This window comes from Pantoea wallisii, from assembly GCF_002095485.1.
Lineage (GTDB): Bacteria > Pseudomonadota > Gammaproteobacteria > Enterobacterales > Enterobacteriaceae > Pantoea > Pantoea wallisii.
In genome coordinates this window covers 1-20,320 of sequence record NZ_MLFS01000057.1, presented here as the reverse complement: position 1 = coordinate 20,320, position 20,320 = coordinate 1, and the positions used below count along the sequence as shown (strand labels likewise).

At 56.5% G+C, this 20,320-nt stretch carries 24 protein-coding genes; 18 read left to right on the top strand and 6 right to left on the bottom strand.

Going from position 1 to position 20,320, the window contains the following annotated elements; genetic code table 11:
* The first annotated feature begins 152 nt into the window (after positions 1-152).
* Positions 153-557 carry an OsmC family protein gene (locus HA48_RS17565; RefSeq protein ID WP_128602476.1) on the top strand — a complete coding sequence of 135 codons (405 nt, stop codon included), beginning with the start codon at positions 153-155 and terminating at the stop codon, positions 555-557.
* A gap of 155 nt (positions 558-712) precedes the next feature.
* Here HA48_RS17565 and HA48_RS17560 read toward each other — a convergent pair whose 3' ends face one another.
* The 3 genes from HA48_RS17560 to HA48_RS17550 form a co-directional block, all read right to left on the bottom strand.
* Complete coding sequence (locus tag HA48_RS17560) at positions 713-1,582, bottom strand: phosphoribulokinase (RefSeq protein ID WP_128602475.1); 870 nt, start codon at positions 1,580-1,582, stop codon at positions 713-715.
* Between the two features lie 61 nt (positions 1,583-1,643).
* Entirely contained in the window at positions 1,644-1,862 is a 219-nt protein-coding gene (locus HA48_RS17555) for a YheU family protein (protein ID WP_128602474.1), read from the bottom strand.
* Between the two features lie 2 nt (positions 1,863-1,864).
* Positions 1,865-2,881, bottom strand: a complete 1,017-nt coding sequence (locus HA48_RS17550; RefSeq protein ID WP_128602473.1) for a hydrolase — start codon at positions 2,879-2,881, stop codon at positions 1,865-1,867.
* A 60-nt stretch (positions 2,882-2,941) separates the two neighbouring features.
* Here HA48_RS17550 and HA48_RS17545 point away from each other — a divergent pair, with 60 nt between their 5' ends.
* Positions 2,942-3,544: a LysE family translocator gene (locus tag HA48_RS17545; RefSeq protein WP_128602472.1), complete on the top strand. Its 603-nt coding sequence runs from the start codon at positions 2,942-2,944 to the stop codon at positions 3,542-3,544.
* A gap of 1 nt (position 3,545) precedes the next feature.
* Here HA48_RS17545 and HA48_RS17540 read toward each other — a convergent pair whose 3' ends face one another.
* Positions 3,546-4,526: a LacI family DNA-binding transcriptional regulator gene (locus HA48_RS17540; RefSeq protein WP_128602471.1), complete on the bottom strand. Its 981-nt coding sequence runs from the start codon at positions 4,524-4,526 to the stop codon at positions 3,546-3,548.
* Positions 4,527-4,757: 231 nt separating this feature from the next.
* On the opposite strand from HA48_RS17540, the gene tauA reads away from it, so the two are divergent.
* Genes tauA through tauD form a run of 4 tightly spaced genes read left to right on the top strand, consistent with a single transcriptional unit; the run spans position 4,758 to position 8,179 of the window.
* The gene (tauA, locus tag HA48_RS17535; protein ID WP_128602470.1) at positions 4,758-5,738 is read left to right on the top strand and encodes a taurine ABC transporter substrate-binding protein; all 981 of its coding nucleotides are present in this window, start codon (positions 4,758-4,760) and stop codon (positions 5,736-5,738) included.
* A 10-nt stretch (positions 5,739-5,748) separates the two neighbouring features.
* Positions 5,749-6,516 carry a taurine ABC transporter ATP-binding subunit gene (tauB, locus tag HA48_RS17530; RefSeq protein ID WP_128602469.1) on the top strand — a complete coding sequence of 256 codons (768 nt, stop codon included), beginning with the start codon at positions 5,749-5,751 and terminating at the stop codon, positions 6,514-6,516.
* On the top strand, positions 6,513-7,343 hold the full coding sequence (gene tauC / locus HA48_RS17525) for a taurine ABC transporter permease TauC (RefSeq protein ID WP_128602468.1): 831 nt from the start codon (positions 6,513-6,515) through the stop codon (positions 7,341-7,343). The genes tauB and tauC overlap by 4 nt, the downstream gene beginning before the upstream one ends.
* Positions 7,340-8,179: a taurine dioxygenase gene (gene tauD / locus HA48_RS17520; protein ID WP_128602467.1), complete on the top strand. Its 840-nt coding sequence runs from the start codon at positions 7,340-7,342 to the stop codon at positions 8,177-8,179. Before tauC ends, tauD begins: the two co-directional genes overlap by 4 nt.
* A gap of 85 nt (positions 8,180-8,264) precedes the next feature.
* On the opposite strand, the gene HA48_RS17515 is transcribed toward tauD, so the two are convergent.
* Positions 8,265-10,169 (bottom strand): ABC transporter ATP-binding protein, encoded by a 1,905-nt coding sequence (locus HA48_RS17515; RefSeq protein WP_128602466.1) that lies wholly within the window; start codon positions 10,167-10,169, stop codon positions 8,265-8,267.
* A gap of 116 nt (positions 10,170-10,285) precedes the next feature.
* Here HA48_RS17515 and kefG point away from each other — a divergent pair, with 116 nt between their 5' ends.
* The 4 genes from kefG to slyD all read left to right on the top strand — a co-directional run bounded on the left by kefG (position 10,286) and on the right by slyD (position 13,628).
* Entirely contained in the window at positions 10,286-10,837 is a 552-nt protein-coding gene (gene kefG / locus HA48_RS17510) for a glutathione-regulated potassium-efflux system ancillary protein KefG (RefSeq protein ID WP_128602465.1), read from the top strand.
* On the top strand, positions 10,837-12,639 hold the full coding sequence (gene kefB / locus HA48_RS17505; protein ID WP_128602464.1) for a glutathione-regulated potassium-efflux system protein KefB: 1,803 nt from the start codon (positions 10,837-10,839) through the stop codon (positions 12,637-12,639). The genes kefG and kefB overlap by 1 nt, the downstream gene beginning before the upstream one ends.
* A 44-nt stretch (positions 12,640-12,683) precedes the next feature.
* The gene (locus HA48_RS17500) at positions 12,684-12,878 is read left to right on the top strand and encodes a YheV family putative zinc ribbon protein (RefSeq protein WP_128602463.1); all 195 of its coding nucleotides are present in this window, start codon (positions 12,684-12,686) and stop codon (positions 12,876-12,878) included.
* A 195-nt stretch (positions 12,879-13,073) separates the two neighbouring features.
* Positions 13,074-13,628, top strand: a complete 555-nt coding sequence (gene slyD / locus HA48_RS17495; protein ID WP_128602462.1) for a peptidylprolyl isomerase — start codon at positions 13,074-13,076, stop codon at positions 13,626-13,628.
* Positions 13,629-13,705: 77 nt separating this feature from the next.
* Here slyD and HA48_RS17490 read toward each other — a convergent pair whose 3' ends face one another.
* Positions 13,706-13,924 carry a protein SlyX gene (locus HA48_RS17490; protein WP_128602461.1) on the bottom strand — a complete coding sequence of 73 codons (219 nt, stop codon included), beginning with the start codon at positions 13,922-13,924 and terminating at the stop codon, positions 13,706-13,708.
* A 279-nt stretch (positions 13,925-14,203) separates the two neighbouring features.
* Between HA48_RS17490 and fkpA the strand changes: the two genes are divergently transcribed.
* The 8 genes from fkpA (at position 14,204) to fusA (ending at position 20,244) form a co-directional block, all read left to right on the top strand.
* Positions 14,204-15,034, top strand: coding sequence for an FKBP-type peptidyl-prolyl cis-trans isomerase (gene fkpA, locus HA48_RS17485; protein ID WP_128602460.1), 831 nt, complete (start codon positions 14,204-14,206; stop codon positions 15,032-15,034).
* 172 nt (positions 15,035-15,206) lie between these two features.
* Positions 15,207-15,929 (top strand): helix-turn-helix transcriptional regulator, encoded by a 723-nt coding sequence (locus HA48_RS17480; RefSeq protein ID WP_104094141.1) that lies wholly within the window; start codon positions 15,207-15,209, stop codon positions 15,927-15,929.
* Positions 15,929-16,315 carry a sulfurtransferase complex subunit TusD gene (gene tusD, locus HA48_RS17475; RefSeq protein WP_128602459.1) on the top strand — a complete coding sequence of 129 codons (387 nt, stop codon included), beginning with the start codon at positions 15,929-15,931 and terminating at the stop codon, positions 16,313-16,315. Before HA48_RS17480 ends, tusD begins: the two co-directional genes overlap by 1 nt.
* Positions 16,315-16,674 (top strand): sulfurtransferase complex subunit TusC, encoded by a 360-nt coding sequence (gene tusC / locus HA48_RS17470; protein WP_128602458.1) that lies wholly within the window; start codon positions 16,315-16,317, stop codon positions 16,672-16,674. Before tusD ends, tusC begins: the two co-directional genes overlap by 1 nt.
* Positions 16,675-16,683: 9 nt before the next feature.
* Complete coding sequence (gene tusB, locus HA48_RS17465) at positions 16,684-16,971, top strand: sulfurtransferase complex subunit TusB (protein WP_128602457.1); 288 nt, start codon at positions 16,684-16,686, stop codon at positions 16,969-16,971.
* 123 nt (positions 16,972-17,094) lie between these two features.
* Positions 17,095-17,469 carry a 30S ribosomal protein S12 gene (gene rpsL / locus HA48_RS17460; protein ID WP_010616440.1) on the top strand — a complete coding sequence of 125 codons (375 nt, stop codon included), beginning with the start codon at positions 17,095-17,097 and terminating at the stop codon, positions 17,467-17,469.
* Positions 17,470-17,565: 96 nt separating this feature from the next.
* The gene (gene rpsG / locus HA48_RS17455) at positions 17,566-18,036 is read left to right on the top strand and encodes a 30S ribosomal protein S7 (RefSeq protein WP_007886246.1); all 471 of its coding nucleotides are present in this window, start codon (positions 17,566-17,568) and stop codon (positions 18,034-18,036) included.
* 93 nt (positions 18,037-18,129) lie between these two features.
* Positions 18,130-20,244 (top strand): elongation factor G, encoded by a 2,115-nt coding sequence (fusA, locus tag HA48_RS17450; RefSeq protein ID WP_128602456.1) that lies wholly within the window; start codon positions 18,130-18,132, stop codon positions 20,242-20,244.
* The last annotated feature ends 76 nt before the right edge of the window (positions 20,245-20,320 follow it).

Sequence of the window (20,320 nt, the reverse complement as noted above, 5' to 3'; positions counted from 1 at the left end):
GTGACGAAAATATTTTCAGCACTGTTTGTAGCACAGCTTTTACGAGCTGTCTTGTGTTGTCTCGCTTCAGCAGAAGGGGAAGCGTCCGGATTGCTGTTTGCCAGGTGAAAGCGTACTCTGGCGGCAAAACCGCCGCTTCAGGAGAGAAAAATATGCAGGCACGAGTAAAGTGGGTTGAGGGGTTAACCTTTCTCGGAGAATCCTCATCGGGTCATCAGGTATTAATGGACGGTAACTCTGGCGATAAAGCGCCCAGCCCGATGGAGATGGTGCTGATGGCCGCGGGCGGCTGCAGCGCGATTGACGTGGTTTCGATCCTGCAGAAGGGGCGTAACGACGTGGCCGATTGCGAGGTGAAACTGACCTCAGAGCGTCGCGAAGAAGCGCCACGCATTTTTACACACATTAACCTGCACTTTATCGTCAGCGGCAACGCGCTAAGCGATAAAGCCGTCGCGCGTGCGGTCGATCTCTCCGCAGAGAAGTACTGCTCGGTGGCGATTATGCTGGGTAAAGGCGTTGAGATTACCCACAGCTACGAAGTGATCGCGCTGTAACCCCTGACAGGTGCGCATGAATGCGCACCCTATGACGCCGGGTGTTGTATCACGCATCGGTGCGCATACATCTGTACTTCGTGAAACATGGTGCTATGCCATGTTGGGGCGTTATTCATGGCGACCAATGCCACGCCGTCTGGCCAGCTTAGCCCCTACTCAATCCGCTTGCCCTCAATCAACCGCTGCACCAGCGGCGTCATAATTAACTCCATCGCCAGCCCCATCTTGCCGCCCGGCACCACCAGCGTATTCATGTGCGAAATAAAGGATCCCTGAATCATCGCCAGCAGATAGGGATAGGCGATGCCTTCCAGATTGCGAAAGTGGATCACCACAAAGCTCTCATCCAGCGAGGGGATCTCGCGTGCGGCAAACGGATTTGAGGTGTCTACAGTGGGCACGCGCTGGAAATTAAGGTGGGTACGTGAGAACTGCGGCGTAATGTAGTTGATGTAATCTTCCATCGAACGCACCACCGAATCCATCACCGCTTCGCGTGAGTGGCCGCGCTCGCCGGTGTCACGTACCAGCTTCTGAATCCACTCCAGGTTAACAATCGGCACTACGCCCACCAGCAGATCAACGTGCTCCGCCACATTGTTCTGCTGCGTAACTACGCCGCCGTGCAACCCTTCATAGAACAGCACGTCGGTGTTCTCCGGCAGCGGTTGCCACGGCGTGAACGTGCCAGGCACCTGGTTCCACGGCACGGCTTCATCATAGGTGTGCAGATACTTGCGCGACTGACCGGACCCGTTCTGGCCATACTCACGGAACGTCTGCTCCAGCAGGGCAAAATCGTTGGCTTCCGGGCCAAAATAGCTAATGTGGCGGCCAAGATCGCGCGCTTTGCGGATCGCCATGTCCATTTCCGGACGGGTAAAACGGTGAAAACTGTCGCCTTCGACCTCCGCAGCATGCAGATCCAGCTGCTGGAAGATCTTACGGAAGGCGAGGCTGGTAGTGGTGGTTCCGGCACCGCTGGAACCGGTAACGGCAATGACTGGATGCCTGGCTGACATAACAGAGCTCCCTGTGAAGTCCGGCGATGAGCATTGTTACCACGAATCGCCGCGCGGTGCATCAGCCGCGAAACTCACCCTTCGGCATAATGTTGACTGATTCATGCAGCTCTGACCACACCAGCACCACGTCGCCGCGCTCCAGCTGGCGGCGCACGTCAGCCACTTTTTGCGTCAGGCTGCGCTCCTGTTCGCCATAATCGGTGCCTTCGCGCAGCACAAAACTTTCAATCAGGTTTTCCAGCGTGGTCGCTTCAAGCTCTTGCCAGGGAATAATCACAATCACACATCCAGATAAGTTGAGAGCCAGTCCGGCACGCGCTGCTCCAGCCACATTTTCGGCCGGAGCAGGCTGCCGCCCACAAAGCCAACGTGTCCGCCTTGCTGCGTTAGCTGATACTCAATTGTGGCAGATAACTGGGCCGGCAGCGGAATCACCGCATCGGTCATAAAGGGATCGTCTTTGGCGTGAATAATCAGCAGCGGCTTGCGCACGCCGGTTAACAGCGGCATGGCGCTGGCGCGCTGATAGTAGTCGCGGGCATCCAGAAAACCGTGGGCGCGTGCGGTGATGGCATCATCAAACTCGCGCAGGCGCCGGAAGGTGCGAAGCTGCGTAAGATCGACCGGCAGCGTGCCCGGCCAGGCGCGCAGTTTGCGCGTGGCATTTTTTTTCAGCTGCGTCAGCAGGTAGTGCTGATAGAAGCGGGAGAAACCGACGTCCAGCTTCTCGCTGCAGGGCTCAAGCGCCAGCGGTGCAGAGATGGCCACGGCCGCATCCAGCGGCGCACTGCTACCCTGCAGACCCAGCAGGCAGGCGAGCATATTGCCGCCCAGAGAGACGCCGACGGCCGCCGTGGGTACCTGGCCCCATTCGCGCTGCAGCCAGTGCAGGAAATAGGTGGCGTCTTCCGTCTCTCCGGAGTGATAGATACGCTGCAGGCGGTTTGGTTCGCCGCTGCAGCCACGGAAGTGCATGATCACCGCCAGCCAGCCGCGCGCCTGACACGCCTGCATCAATCCGTGCGCATAGGGGCTGCGGAAGCTGCCCTCCAGCCCGTGGAACATCACCATACGAGGTTTGTGCCGCGCCCGGGCCGGATCTTCGCTCCAGGCGAGATCGACAAAATCGCCGTCCGGCAGATCAAGGCGCTGCCAGTGCGGGCGTAGCGTGACGCGCCGGCGCAGAATGCGGGGCAACAGCGTTTGCAGATGCGCATTGCTGAAGCCGCGCAGCGGGGTAAAGCGCTCGCCACTCGGGCGATCAAAATAGCCTGGAATTGTACTTGTCTGATGCATAACTCGCTGATAGCTTCGATGGGTTGTCCGCTTTTCTGGGTGAGGAGCACCCGAATACACATGGAACTGACGCTTTTTTTATCAATGCTGGGTTTTCTTTGGGTCGCAGCCATTACGCCGGGGCCCAATAATATGTTACTTACCGCCTCCGGTGCTAATTTTGGCTTCCTGCGAACCGTTCCGCTGCTTATTGGTATCATGATTGGCATGCAGATGATGTTGCTAATGGTGGCGTTTGGCATTGGCGGCTTGATTCTGCTCTACCCTTCGCTGCACCTGGTACTGAAAATTGCCGGCACTATTTACCTGCTGTGGCTGGCGTGGAAAATCGCCACCGCCGCCTATGAAAAGCTGGAAACAGAAGATAAGAGCGTCAGGCAGATGCCATTCTGGCAGGGCGGTCTGCTGCAGCTGATCAACCCCAAGGCATGGCTGATGGCGTTGGGTGCCGTCGCCAGTTTTAGCCTGGCCGGTAGCGCCTATCTGCACTCGGTCATCGCCATCAGCATCGGTATGGCACTGGTGAATGTGGTGTCCGGCATTATCTGGATGGGCTTTGGTTCACTGATTGGCCGCCTGCTGCGGAGCCCACGCGCATGGAAAATCTTCAACCTGGCGATGGGCGCGCTGACGGCGGCCTGCGTGCTGCTGATTTGGCGTTAAGCTAGCTGGAGGCGCGCTCGACGCGCCTCCACGGCAGCACTTCGTGCACGATCGCCGCTTGCGGCTGGCGAATGCGTTCCAGTAAGAGCTGTACGCTGCGGGCACCCAGCCGGTTCATCGGCTGCTCAATGGTTGTCAGCGGCGGGTTCAGGCTGCTGGTAAAAGAGATGCCGTCAAAGCCCACCACTGCCAGATCTTCCGGTATGCGTAGTCCCGCCTCAAGTGCGGCATGAATCACGCCGACCGCCAGGACATCAGATACCGTAAACACCGCATCAGGCGGCTCCGGCTGTGCCAGCAGCTCGCGCAGCGCCGCACTTCCGGCTTCACAGCTAATGCCCTCTGCGTAAGCGACGCCACTCCAGCTGAGGCCCAGCTCCTCCAGCGCGGCGCGATAGCCGCTTTCACGCTGGTGCGAATAGAGGTAGCGCATATCGCAGTTCACCAGCGCAATGCGGCGACGTCCTTTACCTGCCAGAAAGCGCACCGTTTCAAACGCGGCTTCCCGGTTATCAATGCTGACGCTGGAGGCCGGGATCGCCGGATCGTACTCCGCGCACTGCACCCAGGGCGCATCGCCAATCAACCCCTGAAGCTCCTGCAGGCAGTCGGCTGCATCCATGGTTATTACGCCATCGGCCACTTTCCCGGTGAGCAATGCGATATAGGCCGCTTCACGCCGCAGCTGCGAGCGGGTATTACACAGCAGAATATGGTAACCCTGCGCTTCCGCCTCCGCTTCAATACCCTCAACCACGCGTGAGCAGAAAGGATTAGTAATGTCGGAAATTAACACCAGCAGCATATTGCTTTGAGAAGTGCGCAGCTGACGTGCCAGCAGATTCGGCTGATACTCGCACACATTAATGGCCGTGAGTACGCGGGTACGCGTATCGGGCCGTACGCCCGGATGCTGGTTTAAAACCCGTGAAACCGTGGCTTTCGACACGCCCGCCAGGCGTGCGACTTTCTCAATTGACATGGATGGCAGAACCGTAGATGAGGATAAGTGATCAGGAGGAGATCAATAGCACAGTCGGCATGTGAGCGCCTGACATATTTTCTCCGCTGCGCGCTTTATATTTGCCTTTTTTGCATAGCGTTGCCCGATGTTGATCTAAGAACAGATTTTCATTAGCGATAATTTTTAATTCCTTTATGAAATCATCGCTGCTGGAGAAACTGCCGTCACAAGACAACATTGGGGTGCAAGATGATGGCAGTTAAAAAAACCATAACAGTAGCCGCAGCGGCGCTGGCGCTGATGACCTTTCAGGCCGCAGCCGTCGACGTGACCGTGGCGTATCAGACCTCGGCGGAGCCCGCCAAAGTGGCGCAGGCCGATAACACTTTTGCCAAAGAGAGCGGTGCAACCGTGGCGTGGCGTAAATTCGACAGCGGCGCCAGCGTACTGCGCGCACTCGCCTCCGGCGATGTGCAGATCGGCAACATTGGCTCCAGCCCGCTTGCGGTGGCGGCCACTCAACAACTGCCGGTAGAAGCCTTTCTGCTGGCCTCGCAGCTGGGTAATTCCGAAGCGCTGGTGGTGAAAAAGGCCATCACCGATCCAAAGCAGTTGATCGGTAAGCGCATCGCCGTGCCCTTCATCTCCACGACCCACTACAGTCTGCTGGCGGCCCTCAAACACTGGGGCATTAAGCCATCGCAGGTGCAGCTGGTAAACCTGCAGCCTCCCGCAATCATCGCTGCCTGGCAGCGCGGTGATATCGACGGCGCGTACGTCTGGGCACCGGCAGTCAATGAGCTGGAGAAGAGTGGCAACGTACTGACCGACTCGTCGCAGGTTGGCCAGTGGGGCTCACCCACGCTGGATGTCTGGGTTGTGCGTAAAGACTTTGCACAGCAGCATCCGGAAATCGTGACCGCTTTCGCGCGCAGTGCCATCAACGCGCAGCAAGCCTATCTCGCCCACCCGGAGCAGTGGCTGCAGCAGCCGGATAACCTGAGCAAGCTGGCGCGCCTGAGCGGCGTACCGGAAAGTGATGTGCCGGGCCTGGTCAAAGGCAACACCTACCTGACGGCGCAACAGCAGGTGGAGCAGCTGAGTCAGCCGGTAAATAGAGCGATTGTCGATACCGCGCACTTCCTGAAAGAGCAGGGCCGGGTGCCAGAGGCGGCCAGCGACTACAGCAGCTTTGTCACCACCCGCTTTGTTGCACCTTTAGCGAAATAACGGAGGCCGTATGCTCAGCATCACACATCTCAATGCACGTTACGCCGGTCAGCCTGCGCTGCAGGATATCAACCTGCAGCTGGATAGCCGGGAGTTGCTGGTGGTGCTGGGCCCCTCCGGCTGTGGCAAAACCACGCTGCTGAATTTAATCGCCGGCTTTCTGCCGCTTGAATCCGGCAGCATTACGCTGGATGGCAACCCGGTGCGCGGGCCGGGGGCAGAACGCGGCGTGGTGTTTCAGAACGAGGGTCTGCTGCCGTGGCGTAACGTGCTGGAGAACGTGGCATTTGGCCTGCAGCTGGCCGGCGTAGCGAAAGCCGAGCGTCATGCCACTGCCCGCCGGCTGATTCGCAAAGTCGGACTGGAAGGGGCAGAAAAGCGTTTTATCTGGCAGCTCTCCGGCGGACAGCGCCAGCGTGTGGGGATTGCGCGGGCGCTGGCGACCGATCCGCAACTGCTGTTACTGGATGAGCCGTTTGGTGCGCTGGATGCGTTTACCCGTGAGCAGATGCAAACCCTGCTGCTGACGCTGTGGCGCGATACCGGCAAACAGATTCTGCTGATTACGCACGACATAGAAGAAGCCGTGTTTTTGGCCAGCGACCTGGTGCTGCTGTCGCCGGGGCCGGGACGCATCGTGGAACGTCTGAAGCTCGACTTCGGTCAGCGCTTCGCTGCCGGCGAGCCGTGCCGCAGCGTCAAATCCGATCCGGCATTTATCGAACGCCGTGAATATGTGCTGCAGCAGGTATTTGCCCAGCGGGAGGCCTTTGTATGAGCACCGTCATTGATGAGAAACGCGCGGCTGCACGTTCGCGCCGTTTACGCTGGCCGCTTTCGCGCCAGCTGTCGCTGAGCCTGGTTAGCGTGGCCGTGCTGTTGCTGCTGTGGTGGAGCGTTACCGCACTCGGCCTGATTGCACCCCTGTTTCTGCCGCCGCCGCAGCAGGTGCTGCAGAAGCTGCTGGTGATTGCCGGGCCGCAGGGGTTTATGGATGCCACGCTGTGGCAGCACCTGGGAGCCAGCCTGACGCGTATGCTGGTCGCCCTGTTTTTTGCGGCGCTAATCGGTATTCCGGTAGGCATTGCCATGGGGCTGAGCCCGACGGTGCGCGGGCTGCTTGATCCGCTGATTGAACTCTATCGCCCGGTGCCGCCGCTGGCCTATCTGCCGCTGATGGTGATCTGGTTTGGTATCGGCGAGACCTCAAAAATCCTGCTGATCTACCTGGCGATTTTCGCACCCGTCACCTTATCCACTCTGGCAGGGGTAAAAAATACGCAGAAGGTACGCATCCGGGCGGCGCAGGCGCTGGGTGCATCGCGCTGGCAGCTGCTGCGCTTTGTGATCCTGCCTGGCGCACTGCCGGAAATTCTTACTGGTTTACGTATTGGCCTTGGCGTGGGCTGGTCCACGCTGGTGGCCGCTGAACTGATTGCTGCGACACGCGGCCTTGGCTTTATGGTGCAGTCCGCCGGTGAGTTTCTGGCGACGGATGTGGTACTGGCCGGGATTGCGGTGATCGCGCTGATCGCCTTTAGCTTAGAACTGGGCCTGCGCGCCTTGCAGCGCCGTCTGACGCCCTGGAGTGGAGAACAGCAATGAATGAACGTTTAACTTTTACCGCGCCCGGCCCCAATATCGGTGCGCAGGTCAGCGGTGTGGATCTCCGTCGCCCACTGAGCGATACCCAGTTTGAGCAGCTCTATCACGGCTTGCTGCGTCATCAGGTGCTGTTTCTGCGCGATCAGGTCATTACGCCGGAACAGCAGCGTGCGCTGGCAATTCGCTTTGGCGACCTGCATATCCATCCGGTCTATCCGCATGCGGAGGGCGTTGAGGAGATTATCGTGCTGGATACCCATCAGGATAATCCGCCGGATAACGATAACTGGCACACCGATGTCACCTTTATTCAGACGCCGCCGGCGATTGCCATTCTGACATCAAAGCTGTTGCCGGAGAGCGGCGGCGATACGCTGTGGACCAGCGGCATTGCCGCGTATGAGGCGCTCTCTGAGCCGTTTAAGCAGCTGCTGAGTGGTTTGCAGGCGGAGCACGATTTCAGGAAATCCTTCCAGGAGTATAAGTACCGGAAGACGGAAGAGGAGCATCAGCGCTGGCAGCAGGCGGTGGCAAAGCATCCGCCGGTGCAGCACCCGGTGATCCGCACACATCCGGTGAGCGGGCGCAAGGCGCTGTTTGTCAATGAGGGCTTCACCACGCGCTTGTTGGGCGTGAGCGAGAAGGAGAGTGAGGCGCTGCTGAGCTATCTGTTTGCCCATGCCACGAAGCCGGAGTTTCAGGTGCGCTGGCGCTGGCAGCCAAATGATGTGGCGATTTGGGATAACCGCGTGACACAGCATTATGCTAATGCGGATTACTATCCGGCGCGCAGGATTATGCATCGTGCGACGGTGCTGGGTGATGTACCGTTTTAACGCGTTGCGGTGGTGAGCCAGGTCGGCATGAATGCCGACCCTACAGAAGAGATAAAAGCTGCAGGGTCGGCATATATGCTGGCCGCTAATTTGCCAGCATCTGCTCCAGCTGCTCCTGCGCATCCAGCCATGCCATCTCGACCTCTTCCAGCGCCGATTTGCTCTCTGCCTGACGCTGCAGCGCCGCGGTTAAATCGGCCTTACGGCTCTGATCGTAAATGGCGCTATCGGAAAGCAGCGCTTCGGCTTCGCTCAGCTGGCTCTGCCATTTCGCCATCTGCTTCTCCAACTTCTCGATCTCTTTACGCAGCGGCTGGGTCTGGGTACGCAGCTCGGCATCACGCCGCTTCTGATCTTTACGCGACTGCGCACTGTTGGCGTTGTCCTGCTTCGGGGCGGCATCCTGCTGCGTCTCCTGTTTCTGTAGATCGCTCAGCCACTGCTGGTAATCATCCAGATCGCCCTCAAACACATCCACTTTGCGATCGTGCACCAGATAGAGATCGTCGGTGGTGGAGCGCAACAGGTGACGATCGTGCGAGACCACCACCAGCGCGCCTTCAAAATCAATCAGCGCTTCGGTCAGGGCCTGACGCATATCGAGATCAAGGTGGTTGGTGGGTTCATCAAGCAGCAGCAGGTTAGGGCGCTGCCAGACAATCAGCGCCAGCACCAGCCGCGCTTTCTCACCGCCGGAGAAGCGTTCCGTCGCTTCGCTCACCTTATCGCCCTGGAAACCAAAACCGCCGAGGTAATCGCGCAGTTGTTGCTCCAGCGTTTTGGGGGCGATACGCGCCAGGTGCTGCAGCGGTGACTCATCGGCCCGCAGGAACTCCAGCTGGTGCTGCGCGAAGTAACCCAGTTTGATGCCTTTCGCCAGGCCAACTTTGCCCTCCAGCGCCTCAATCTCGCCGGCCAGCAGTTTGATCAGCGTCGATTTACCGGCGCCGTTGCGGCCCAGCAGCCCGATGCGTGAGCCCGGGACCAGATTAAGTTTGATGGCATCCAGAATGATGCGGTCGCCATAACCGGCGGTGACCTTCTCCATTTTCAGCAGCGGGTTCGGCAGGTTTTCCGGCGCGCGGAAACTGAAGCTGAAGGGGTTATCCACGTGCGCCGGCGCAATCAGCTCCATGCGCTCCAGCATCTTGATTCGGCTCTGTGCCTGTTTGGCTTTGGTGGCCTGCGCGCGGAAGCGATCGATATACTTCTGCAGGTGCGCCACTTTTTCCTGCTGGCTCTGATACAGCGCCTGCTGCTGCGCCAGTTTGGCGACGCGCTGACGTTCGAACGAGCTGTAGTTGCCGGTGTATTCAAACATCGTCTGCTGTTCGATATGGATGATCTTATCCACTACCGGGTCGAGGAAGTCGCGGTCGTGCGAAATCAGGATCAGGGTGCCGGTATAGCTCTTCAGCCAGCGCTCCAGCCAGATCACCGCATCCAGATCAAGGTGGTTAGTGGGTTCATCGAGCAGCAGCAGATCAGAACGGCACACCAGCGCCTGTGCGAGGTTAAGGCGCATACGCCAGCCGCCGGAGAAATCGCTCACCGGCCGCATTAATTGCTCCTGGCTAAAGCCCAATCCGTGCAGCAGACTGGAGGCGCGAGCGTGTATGCTCCACGCCTGGATCGCATCCAGCTTGCCGTGCAGCAGCGCAATGGCGTTGCCATCGTCTTTTGCATTGGCCTCGGCTAATTCGGATTCCAGCTGGCGATATTCACGGTCGCCGTCGATAACATATTCCAGCGCGGCTTTACTCAGCGCTGGAGTTTCCTGATTTACCCACGCCAGCGCCCAGTTGCCCGGAAAGGTGACGGTGCCAGCATCGCTGCTGATCTCACTTTTCAGCAGCGAAAGCAGGGTGGATTTGCCGCAGCCATTTTTGCCCACCAGGCCCACTTTTTGCCCGGGATTAATGGTGGCCGTTGCGTTATCCAGCAGCACATTGGTGCCGCGACGGATTTGTAATGCGGAAAAGACAATCATAAGCGCCGTATCGTCAGAATATGTTAATTTACTGGCTACATAATTAGATGAATTGTTTGTTGCGTTGAGCATGGTAGCGGAATTCCGCTGCGGTGACGACGCTTTGGAGGGGAACGATGTCGCAGCCGCCCAAAATATTGCTGCTTTACGCCCATCCGGAATCACAGGATTCGATTGCTAATCGGGTTTTGCTGCAGTCGGCTATGGAACTGGACCACGTCACGGTGCACGATTTATACGCCCACTATCCGGATTTCTTTATTGATATTCACTATGAGCAACAGCTGTTGCGCGACCATCAAATCGTGGTGTTCCAGCATCCGCTTTATACCTACAGCTGTCCGGCGCTGCTCAAAGAGTGGCTGGACCGCGTGCTGTCACGTGGCTTCGCCAGCGGGCAGGATGGAAATGCGCTGGAGGGTAAATACTGGCGCAGCGTGGTCACCACCGGTGAGCCGGAGACGGCGTATCACCACAATGGGCTGAACCGCTATCCGCTGAGTGACATCATGCGTCCGTTTGAGCTGACCGCCCAGATGTGCCGTATGCACTGGATGACACCAATGGTGATTTACTGGGCACGGCGCCAGACGCCGGACGTGCTGCATAACTACGCGCGCGCCTATGGCGACTGGCTGGCGTCACCGCTGCCAAACGGAGGGCTGTGATGGAAGGAGAAACGCTACTGACGGCGGGCGTTATTTATCTGGTGGCGGCGGTGCTGGTGGTGCCGATTGCGGCACGCCTCGGCATCGGCGCGGTATTGGGTTATCTGCTGGCGGGGATCGCCATCGGCCCGTGGGGGCTGGGCTTTATCAGCGACGTCGAGGAGATTCTGCACTTCTCTGAACTGGGCGTGGTGTTCCTGATGTTTATCATCGGGCTGGAGCTGAATCCGGCGAAGCTGTGGGCGCTGCGGCGCTCGATCTTTGGCGTAGGCGCAGCCCAGGTGCTGGTTTCGGCCGCGATACTGGGCGTGCTGCTGTGGCTGACTGATTTCAGCTGGCAAGCGGCGGTGATTGGCGGCATCGGCCTGGCCATGTCCTCCACCGCCATGGCGTTGCAGTTAATGCGTGATAAAGGCATGAACCGTAACGAATCGGGCCAACTGGGCTTTTCAGTGCTGCTGTTCCAGGATCTCGCCGTCATTCCGGCGCTGGCGCTGGTGCCACTGCTGGGCGGCGGCGATAGCGGCCACGTGGACTGGCTGAAAGTGGGCATGAAGGTGCTGGCGTTTGCCGGCATGCTGGTGGGCGGCCGTTATCTGCTGCGACCCATCTTCCGCTTTATTGCGGCTTCCGGCGTGCGAGAAGTCTTTACCGCGGCTTCGCTGCTGCTGGTACTTGGCTCAGCGCTGTTCATGGATGCGCTTGGCCTGTCGATGGCGCTTGGCACCTTTATCGCCGGCATCCTGCTGGCGGAGAGTGAATATCGCCACGAGCTGGAAGTGGCTATCGATCCGTTCAAAGGTTTGCTGCTTGGGCTGTTCTTTATTTCGGTGGGGATGGCGCTGAACCTGGGCGTGCTCTACACCCATATCGTTGAGATCCTGCTTGGCGTTGTGATTCTGGTGGCGGTGAAAACGCTGGTGCTCTATGTGCTGGCACGTATCTACGGCCTGCGCAGCTCGGAGCGCTTGCAGTTTGCCGGCGTGCTGAGTCAGGGCGGTGAGTTTGCCTTCGTGCTGTTCTCAGCGGCGTCCTCGGCGAAGCTGTTTAGCGGCGATCAGCTACCGCTGCTGCTGGTGACGGTGACGCTCTCGATGATGACCACGCCACTACTGATGCAGGGCGTAGACAAGATTCTGGCCCGCCGCTTTAACGAGACCGAAGACGATGGTGAAAAACCGTTTGTCGAGGACGATCAGCCGCAGGTGATTGTGGTCGGTTTCGGCCGTTTTGGGCAGGTGGTCGGGCGTTTGTTGATGGCAAACAACAAGCGCATTACGGTGCTGGAGCGCGATATCTCCGCCGTCAGCCTGATGCGTAAATACGGCTATAAAGTTTACTATGGCGATGCCACCGAGCTGGAACTGCTACGTGCGGCAGGTGCAGAGAATGCGCAATCCATCGTGATTACCTGTAACGATCCGGAAGACTCCATGACCATCGTGCAGCTGTGCCAGCAGCACTTTCCTCGTCTGGAGATTCTGGCGCGTGCGCGCGGCCGTGTGGAAGCGCATGAGCTGCTGCAGGCGGGCGTCACGCTATTCTCACGTGAAACCTTCTCCAGTGCGCTGGAACTGGGGCGCAAGGCGCTGATTTCGCTGGGTATGCATCCGCATCAGGCGCAGCGCGCGCAGCAGCACTTCCGTCGTCTGGATATGCGCATGCTGCGCGAACTGGTGCCCAGCCATGACGACAGCGCGCAGGTTTCACGCGTGCGTGAGGCGCGACGTGAGCTGGAGGATATCTTCCAGCGTGAAATGCAGCACGAAAAACGCCAGTTTGACGGCTGGGATGATGAGTAGGTCTACAATTACTGTATCTGTTGAATAAAGGCGGCAGAAATACGATGCGTAAACGTTTTATTGCCGGTGCGGTGTGCCCGCACTGCCAGGAAAAAGACACGCTGGCGATGTGGCGTGAAAACAATATCGACGTGGTGGAGTGTGTGAAGTGTGGCCATCAGATGCGCGAAGCGGATAAGCAGGCGCGCGATCAGGTGCGCAGCACTGAGCAAGTGATTGGCATTTTTCATCCCGAGTAGCGCGATGTCTCAGCTTTTTTTAAGCTGAGACTTACAGCGGTATTGAATTCCGTTACAATCGGCGCCATTAACGCTGAGCAGTATGCAGCAACACACTTGTTAGCATCCTCAGTCTTGAACCTTTCTGGTTGGTTATTGCACGCAAAAATAGACCAATGAGACGGGATTCTTAGTTCTCAACGGTTAGGAGATATCATGAAAGTAGCAAAAGACCTGGTGGTGAGCCTGGCGTATCAGGTTCGTACCGAAGACGGTGTGTTGGTTGACGAGTCACCGGTGAGTGCGCCGTTGGACTATCTGCACGGTCATGGTTCCCTGATTTCTGGTCTGGAAAAAGCGCTGGAAAATCATGATGTAGGTGATAAGTTCGACGTGCATATCCCGGCGAACGATGCTTATGGCCAGTACGATGACAACCTGGTGCAGCGCGTGCCTAAAGATGTCTTCATGGGCGTGGATGAGCTGCAGGTGGGTATGCGTTTCCTGGCGGAAACCGATCAGGGCCCGGTACCGGTAGAGATCACTGAAGTGGAAGACGATCACGTTGTGGTCGATGGTAACCACATGCTGGCTGGCCAGAACCTGAACTTCAACGTAGAAGTTGTGGCGATCCGCGAAGCGACTGAAGAAGAGATCGCGCACGGTCACGTCCATGGTGCTGATGGTCATCATCATGACCACGACCACGACCATGGTCACGATCACGGCCAGGGCGGCTGTGGTACAGGTGGCTGCGGTTGCAACCACTAAGCGTAAAAGGCCACCTGCGGGTGGCCTTCTCTTTTATTGCCGCGCAATCATTCGTGCGGTGATATCGCCTGCCGTGATCAGTAGTGGGGCGGTGGCGTCTCTTCAGACTGCGACGCGATCATCGACGGCGCGGCGGCTTTCACCTTATCCACCAGTAAACGCACGTGTTCACGCAGTTTGCTCATTTCGAGCTCGTGTTGAACCACGGTTTGGTTTAACTGATCGATGGTATGTTCCTGGAACGCCAGACGACTCTCCAGCGCCTCAAGGCGTTGTTCCCATTCTGATTGCTGCATAGGCACTCCTCATCGTTGCTGCTCTGCATGAATCGCAATGGCCGTGATTCTACGGTCTTTTACTTCAGAATCACCCTATATTTCACCTTCTGATGGCCGCTTATATTGAAATCACGCGCTTCGCCTATATCTCTGGTGAAACTTCCTGAAGCAAAAAAGGTCGGAGGTTGACCGGGTAATTACGTTGTGGGAGTGTTCGCCACTGCCACGTAAAGTTATAGTGTGGGCCACTGTCCGCAATGATTCCCGAGGTTTTTATGCTTCGGTTTTGGAGAAAGGATGAAATCACTGTTTAAAGTCACATTGTTAGCTACCACCATGGCCGTCGCGCTGAATGCACCGCTGGCAATGGCAGCAGAAACAGCAGCGGCACCTGCCGATGCAGCGCAGGCTGCTCCACAGGCACCGAAAAATGCTGCCTTCAAAAACGAAGATCAGCAATCTGCCTACGCGCTGGGTGCTTCACTGGGTCGCTACATGGACAACTCACTGAAGGAGCAGGAGAAACTGGGCATCAAACTGGATAAAGACCAGCTGATTGCAGGTGTTCAGGATGCGTTTGGCGGTAAGAGTAAGCTCTCCGATCAGGAGATTGAGCAGACGCTGCAGGCTTTTGAAGGCCGCGTGAAAGGCGCCGCTCAGGCGAAGATGGAGAAAGACGCGAAAGAGAACGCTGACAAAGGTACGGCTTACGCGGACAAATTCGCCAAAGAGAAAGGCGTGAAGAAAACCGAATCTGGCCTGCTGTATCAGGTAGAGAAAGAGGGCACCGGTGATGCGCCGAAAGACAGCGACACCGTGGTTGTGAACTACAAAGGTACGTTGACTGACGGTACTGAGTTCGATAACTCCTACACCCGTGGCGAACCGCTGTCATTCCGTCTGGATGGTGTGATTCCGGGCTGGACAGAAGGCCTGAAGCACGTGAAAAAAGGCGGCAAGATCAAGCTGGTGATCCCACCGAACCTGGCATACGGCAAAAACGGCGTTCCGGGTATCCCGGCTAACTCAACGCTGGTGTTCGATGTTGAACTGCTCGACATCAAAGCGGCACCAAAAGCCGATGAGAAAGCGCAGGCACCTGCCGCTGCGGATAAAAAAGCGCAGTAATTGCAGTTGCGTTAACGTCGCCGCCTCCGGGCGGCGATTTACTTTCTATGCGCTGACAAAGCTCTGGCATAAGCAGACGACATTTGCCAGACTAGCGGCTGAATAACTATCACAATACGAGTCTGCCCAATGCTGTCGAGACAGGCTCCAGCCATGTAGGGTAATGTCTTCGATGTCTAATCCATTCAATCCCGGTGAACTGACTGACTTCGATTTACTGGAGCAGCGTCCGTTCGAGCAAGCAGATTACGATATCCTTAAATCCTACGAAGCGGTGGTCGATGGCCTGGCGATGCTGATCGGCTCGCACTGCGAAATCGTGCTGCACTCGCTGGAAGATCTGAAGTGCTCTGCGGTGCGCATTGCCAACGGCGAGCATACCGGTCGTAAAGTGGGTTCGCCGATTACCGACCTGGCGTTGCGCATGCTGCATGATATGCATGGCGCAGAGAGCAACGTCTCCCGCGCTTACTTCACACGCGCTAAAAGCGGCGTGTTAATGAAATCGGTCACCATTGCGATCCGTAACCGGCAACAGCGGGTGATTGGCCTGCTGTGCATTAACATGAACCTGGATGTGCCGTTCTCACAAATTATGTCGACCTTTATGCCGCCAGAGACGCAGCAGGTTGATTCCAACGTGAATTTCGCCAGCTCGGTGGAAGATCTGGTGACACAGACGCTGGAATTTACCATTGAGGAGGTGAGCGCGGATCGCAATGTCTCCAACAATGCCAAGAATCGCCAGATTGTGCTTAACCTCTATGAGAAAGGCATTTTCGATATCAAGGATGCGATCAACCAGGTTGCCGATCGCCTCAATATTTCGAAGCACACCGTCTACCTCTACATCCGTCAGTTTAAGAGCGGGGATCTGCAGGGGCAGGAGCGCTAATGCGTTACACCCTGCTGGTGACCGGCCCGGCCTACGGTACGCAGCATGCCAGCAGCGCGCTGCTGTTTGCGCGCGCGCTGGTGAAAGCGGGCCACCAGCTGGAGAGCGTTTTCTTCTATCGTGAGGGCGTGCTGAATGCTAATCAGCTCAGTGCGCCCGCCAGTGATGAAATTGATATGGTACGTGAATGGCAGGCGCTGCATGAACACAGCGGCGCTGCCCTGAACATTTGCGTCGCGGCGGCGCTGCGGCGCGGCGTGACGGATGAGCAGGAAGCAGCGCGCCTGCAGCTGGCGGGCAGCAACCTGCAGCCCGGTTTCATACTCAGCGGGCTGGGCGCGCTGGCTGAAGCGGCGCTGAGCTGCGATCGCCTGGTACAGTTCTGATGAATCGTATCGCGTTTCTGTTTACGCAGGCACCGCACGGCAGCAGTGCCGGCAGAGAGGGGCTGGATGCCGTACTGGCAACCGGCGCGCTGAGTGAAGATATCGGCCTGTTCTTTATTGGTGATGGCGTACTACAGCTGAATACCCACCAGCAGCCCGAGAAGATTCTGGCGCGCAACTACATCGCCACGTTTGGTGTGCTCGACCTCTACGACATTGATCAATGCTTTATCTGCAGAGATTCACTGCTGGCGCGCGGGCAGAGCCTGACGGCGCCGCGCGTGCTCTCTGCGGAGGTGCTCGACCCGGCAGCACTGCGCCAGAAGCTGGCCACTTACCATCGTATCCTCCGTTTCTGAGAACCGATCATGCTCTACACGCTGCTGCACTCTCCCTGGCAATGTGACCTTGATAGCCTGTTGTTACTGCTGCAGGCAGGCGACGATCTCCTGCTCCTGCAGGATGGCGTGATGGCCGCGCTGGAAGGAACCCCGATGCTGGACAAGCTCTGCGCCTCTGGCGCGACCCTGTGGATTCTGGAAGAGGATGTGCTAGCGCGAGGTCTGGCTGCGCAAATTTCGACCAAAGTGGCGTCGCTGGACTATACTGGTTTCGTTACGCTGACGACGAAGCATCCACAACAAGTGGCCTGGTGAGGGTAAAACCTGGTTATTTCTTGACACCCTATTGGCTCAGCCCTAAAATTCTGCCTCCTCGTAGTAATACGAGGCGATTTATTACGTGTTTACGAAGCAAAAGCTAAATCCAGGAGCTATTTAATGGCAACAGTTAACCAGCTGGTTCGCAAACCACGCGTTCGTCAGGTTGCTAAAAGCAACGTGCCGGCGCTGGAAGCTTGCCCGCAAAAACGTGGTGTTTGTACTCGTGTTTACACCACTACCCCTAAAAAACCAAACTCAGCACTGCGTAAAGTATGCCGTGTGCGTTTGACCAACGGTTTTGAAGTTACCTCCTATATCGGTGGTGAAGGTCATAACCTGCAGGAGCACTCCGTGATCCTGATCCGTGGCGGTCGTGTAAAAGACCTGCCAGGTGTGCGTTACCACACCGTTCGTGGCGCGCTCGACTGCTCAGGTGTTAAAGACCGTAAGCAGGCTCGCTCCAAGTATGGTGTGAAGAAGCCAAAGGCTTAATGGTTCTCCGTTAAGTAAGGCCAAACGTTTTAACTTAAATGTCAAACTAAACTCGTAGAGTTTTGGACAATCCTGAATTAACAACGGAGTATTTCCATGCCACGTCGTCGCGTCATTGGTCAGCGTAAAATTCTGCCAGATCCTAAGTTCGGATCAGAGCTGCTGGCCAAATTTGTAAATATCCTGATGGTAGATGGTAAAAAATCTACTGCTGAATCTATCGTCTATACCGCGCTTGATACCCTGGCTCAGCGCGCTGGTAAAGATGGCCTGGAAGCGTTCGAGGTTGCTCTCGAAAACGTACGTCCGACTGTCGAAGTTAAGTCACGTCGCGTTGGTGGTTCTACCTACCAGGTTCCAGTTGAAGTTCGTCCGGTTCGTCGTAATGCCCTGGCAATGCGCTGGATCGTAGAAGCTGCTCGTAAACGCGGTGATAAATCAATGGCTCTCCGCCTGGCGAACGAACTTTCTGACGCTGCAGAAAACAAAGGTACTGCAGTTAAGAAACGTGAAGACGTTCACCGTATGGCTGAAGCCAACAAGGCGTTCGCACACTACCGCTGGTAATCACCACGTAGTTGTTGTTAAACCAGCGGGCGCTCAAACAGCCAACCCGCTGGGGTCGACTAACTTTGAACGTCCGAGAATCAGAGGAATCAAATGGCTCGTAAAACACCCATTGAGCGCTATCGTAATATCGGTATCAGTGCTCACATCGACGCCGGTAAGACTACGACTACCGAACGCGTTCTGTTCTACACCGGTGTAAACCACAAAATCGGTGAAGTGCATGACGGCGCCGCAACCATGGACTGGATGGAGCAGGAACAGGAACGTGGTATTACCATCACTTCCGCTGCGACCACCTGTTACTGGTCAGGTATGGCTAAGCAGTTTGAGCCACACCACGTAAACATCATTGACACCCCAGGACACGTTGACTTCACCATCGAAGTTGAGCGTTCAATGCGTGTGCTCGATGGCGCAGTAATGGTTTACTGTGCGGTTGGTGGTGTTCAGCCACAGTCTGAAACCGTATGGCGCCAGGCTAACAAATATAAAGTTCCACGCATCGCGTTCGTTAACAAAATGGACCGCATGGGTGCTAACTTCCTGAAAGTTGTTGATCAGATGGAGAAGCGTCTGGGTGCAAACCCGGTTCCACTTCAACTGGCTATTGGCGCTGAAGAGAAATTCACCGGTGTTGTTGACCTGGTGAAGATGAAAGCCATCAACTGGAACGATGAAGATCAGGGCGTTACCTTCGTATACGAAGATATCCCGGCTGATATGCAGGAACTGGCTGAAGAGTGGCGTGCGAAGCTCGTGGAAGCTGCTGCAGAAGGTTCTGACGAGCTGATGGAGAAATTCTTCGGCGGTGAAGAGCTGACTGAAGAAGAGATCAAAACGTCTCTGCGTAATCGCGTGCTGAAAAACGAAATCATCCTGGTAACCTGTGGTTCTGCATTTAAGAACAAAGGTGTTCAGGCGATGCTGGATGCGGTTGTTGAATACCTGCCAGCACCGACTGACGTTACTGCGATCAACGGTATCCTGGACGACGGTAAAGATACGCCGGCTGAGCGTCACTCTGACGACAACGAGCCGTTTGCTGCTCTGGCGTTCAAAATCGCTACCGACCCGTTTGTAGGTAACCTGACCTTCTTCCGCGTTTACTCTGGCGTTGTTAATACGGGTGATACCGTGTTTAACCCGGTTAAATCAAACCGTGAGCGTCTGGGCCGTATCGTTCAGATGCACGCTAACAAGCGTGAAGAGATCAAAGAAGTTCGTGCGGGCGACATCGCAGCAGCGATCGGCCTGAAAGATGTGACCACCGGTGACACCCTGTGTGACCCGGATAACGTCATCATCCTTGAGCGCATGGAGTTCCCGGAGCCGGTAATCTCTATCGCCGTTGAGCCGAAAACCAAAGCTGACCAGGAAAAAATGGGTCTGGCTCTGGGTCGTCTGGCGAAAGAAGACCCATCATTCCGCGTATGGACTGATGAAGAGTCTAACCAGACCATCATCGCTGGTATGGGTGAGCTGCACCTCGACATCATCGTTGACCGCATGAAGCGTGAATTCAACGTTGAAGCGAACGTCGGTAAACCTCAGGTTGCTTACCGTGAAGCGATTCGCGCGAAAGTTACCGATATCGAAGGTAAACACGCCAAGCAGTCTGGTGGCCGTGGTCAGTATGGCCATGTTGTTATCGACATGTACCCGCTGGAGCCAGGTGTTAACCCGAAAGGCTACGAATTTGTCAACGACATCAAAGGTGGTGTGATTCCTGGCGAATACATCCCTGCGGTTGATAAAGGTATCCAGGAGCAGCTGAAATCAGGTCCACTGGCCGGTTATCCGGTAGTAGATCTGGGCGTGCGTCTGCACTTCGGTTCTTACCATGACGTTGACTCCTCTGAACTGGCGTTTAAACTTGCCGCTTCACTGGCGTTTAAAGAAGGCTTTAAGAAAGCAACTCCGGTTTTGCTTGAGCCTATCATGAAGGTTGAAGTTGAGACGCCTGAAGAGAACACCGGTGACGTTATCGGTGACCTGAGCCGCCGTCGTGGTATGCTTAAAGGTCAGGAATCTAACGCTACTGGCGTTCAGATTCACGCTGAAGTTCCGCTGTCTGAAATGTTCGGATACGCGACCCAGTTGCGTTCTCTGACTAAAGGCCGTGCTTCTTACTCCATGGAGTTCCTGAAGTACGATGATGCGCCGAACAACGTCGCTCAGGCCGTTATTGAAGCTCGTGGCAAATAAGGCCACGGTTTAAAAATTGTGAACTCATGCCTTCATCAATGATGAAGGCATAACGTAAGGAATTATCGCCATGGCG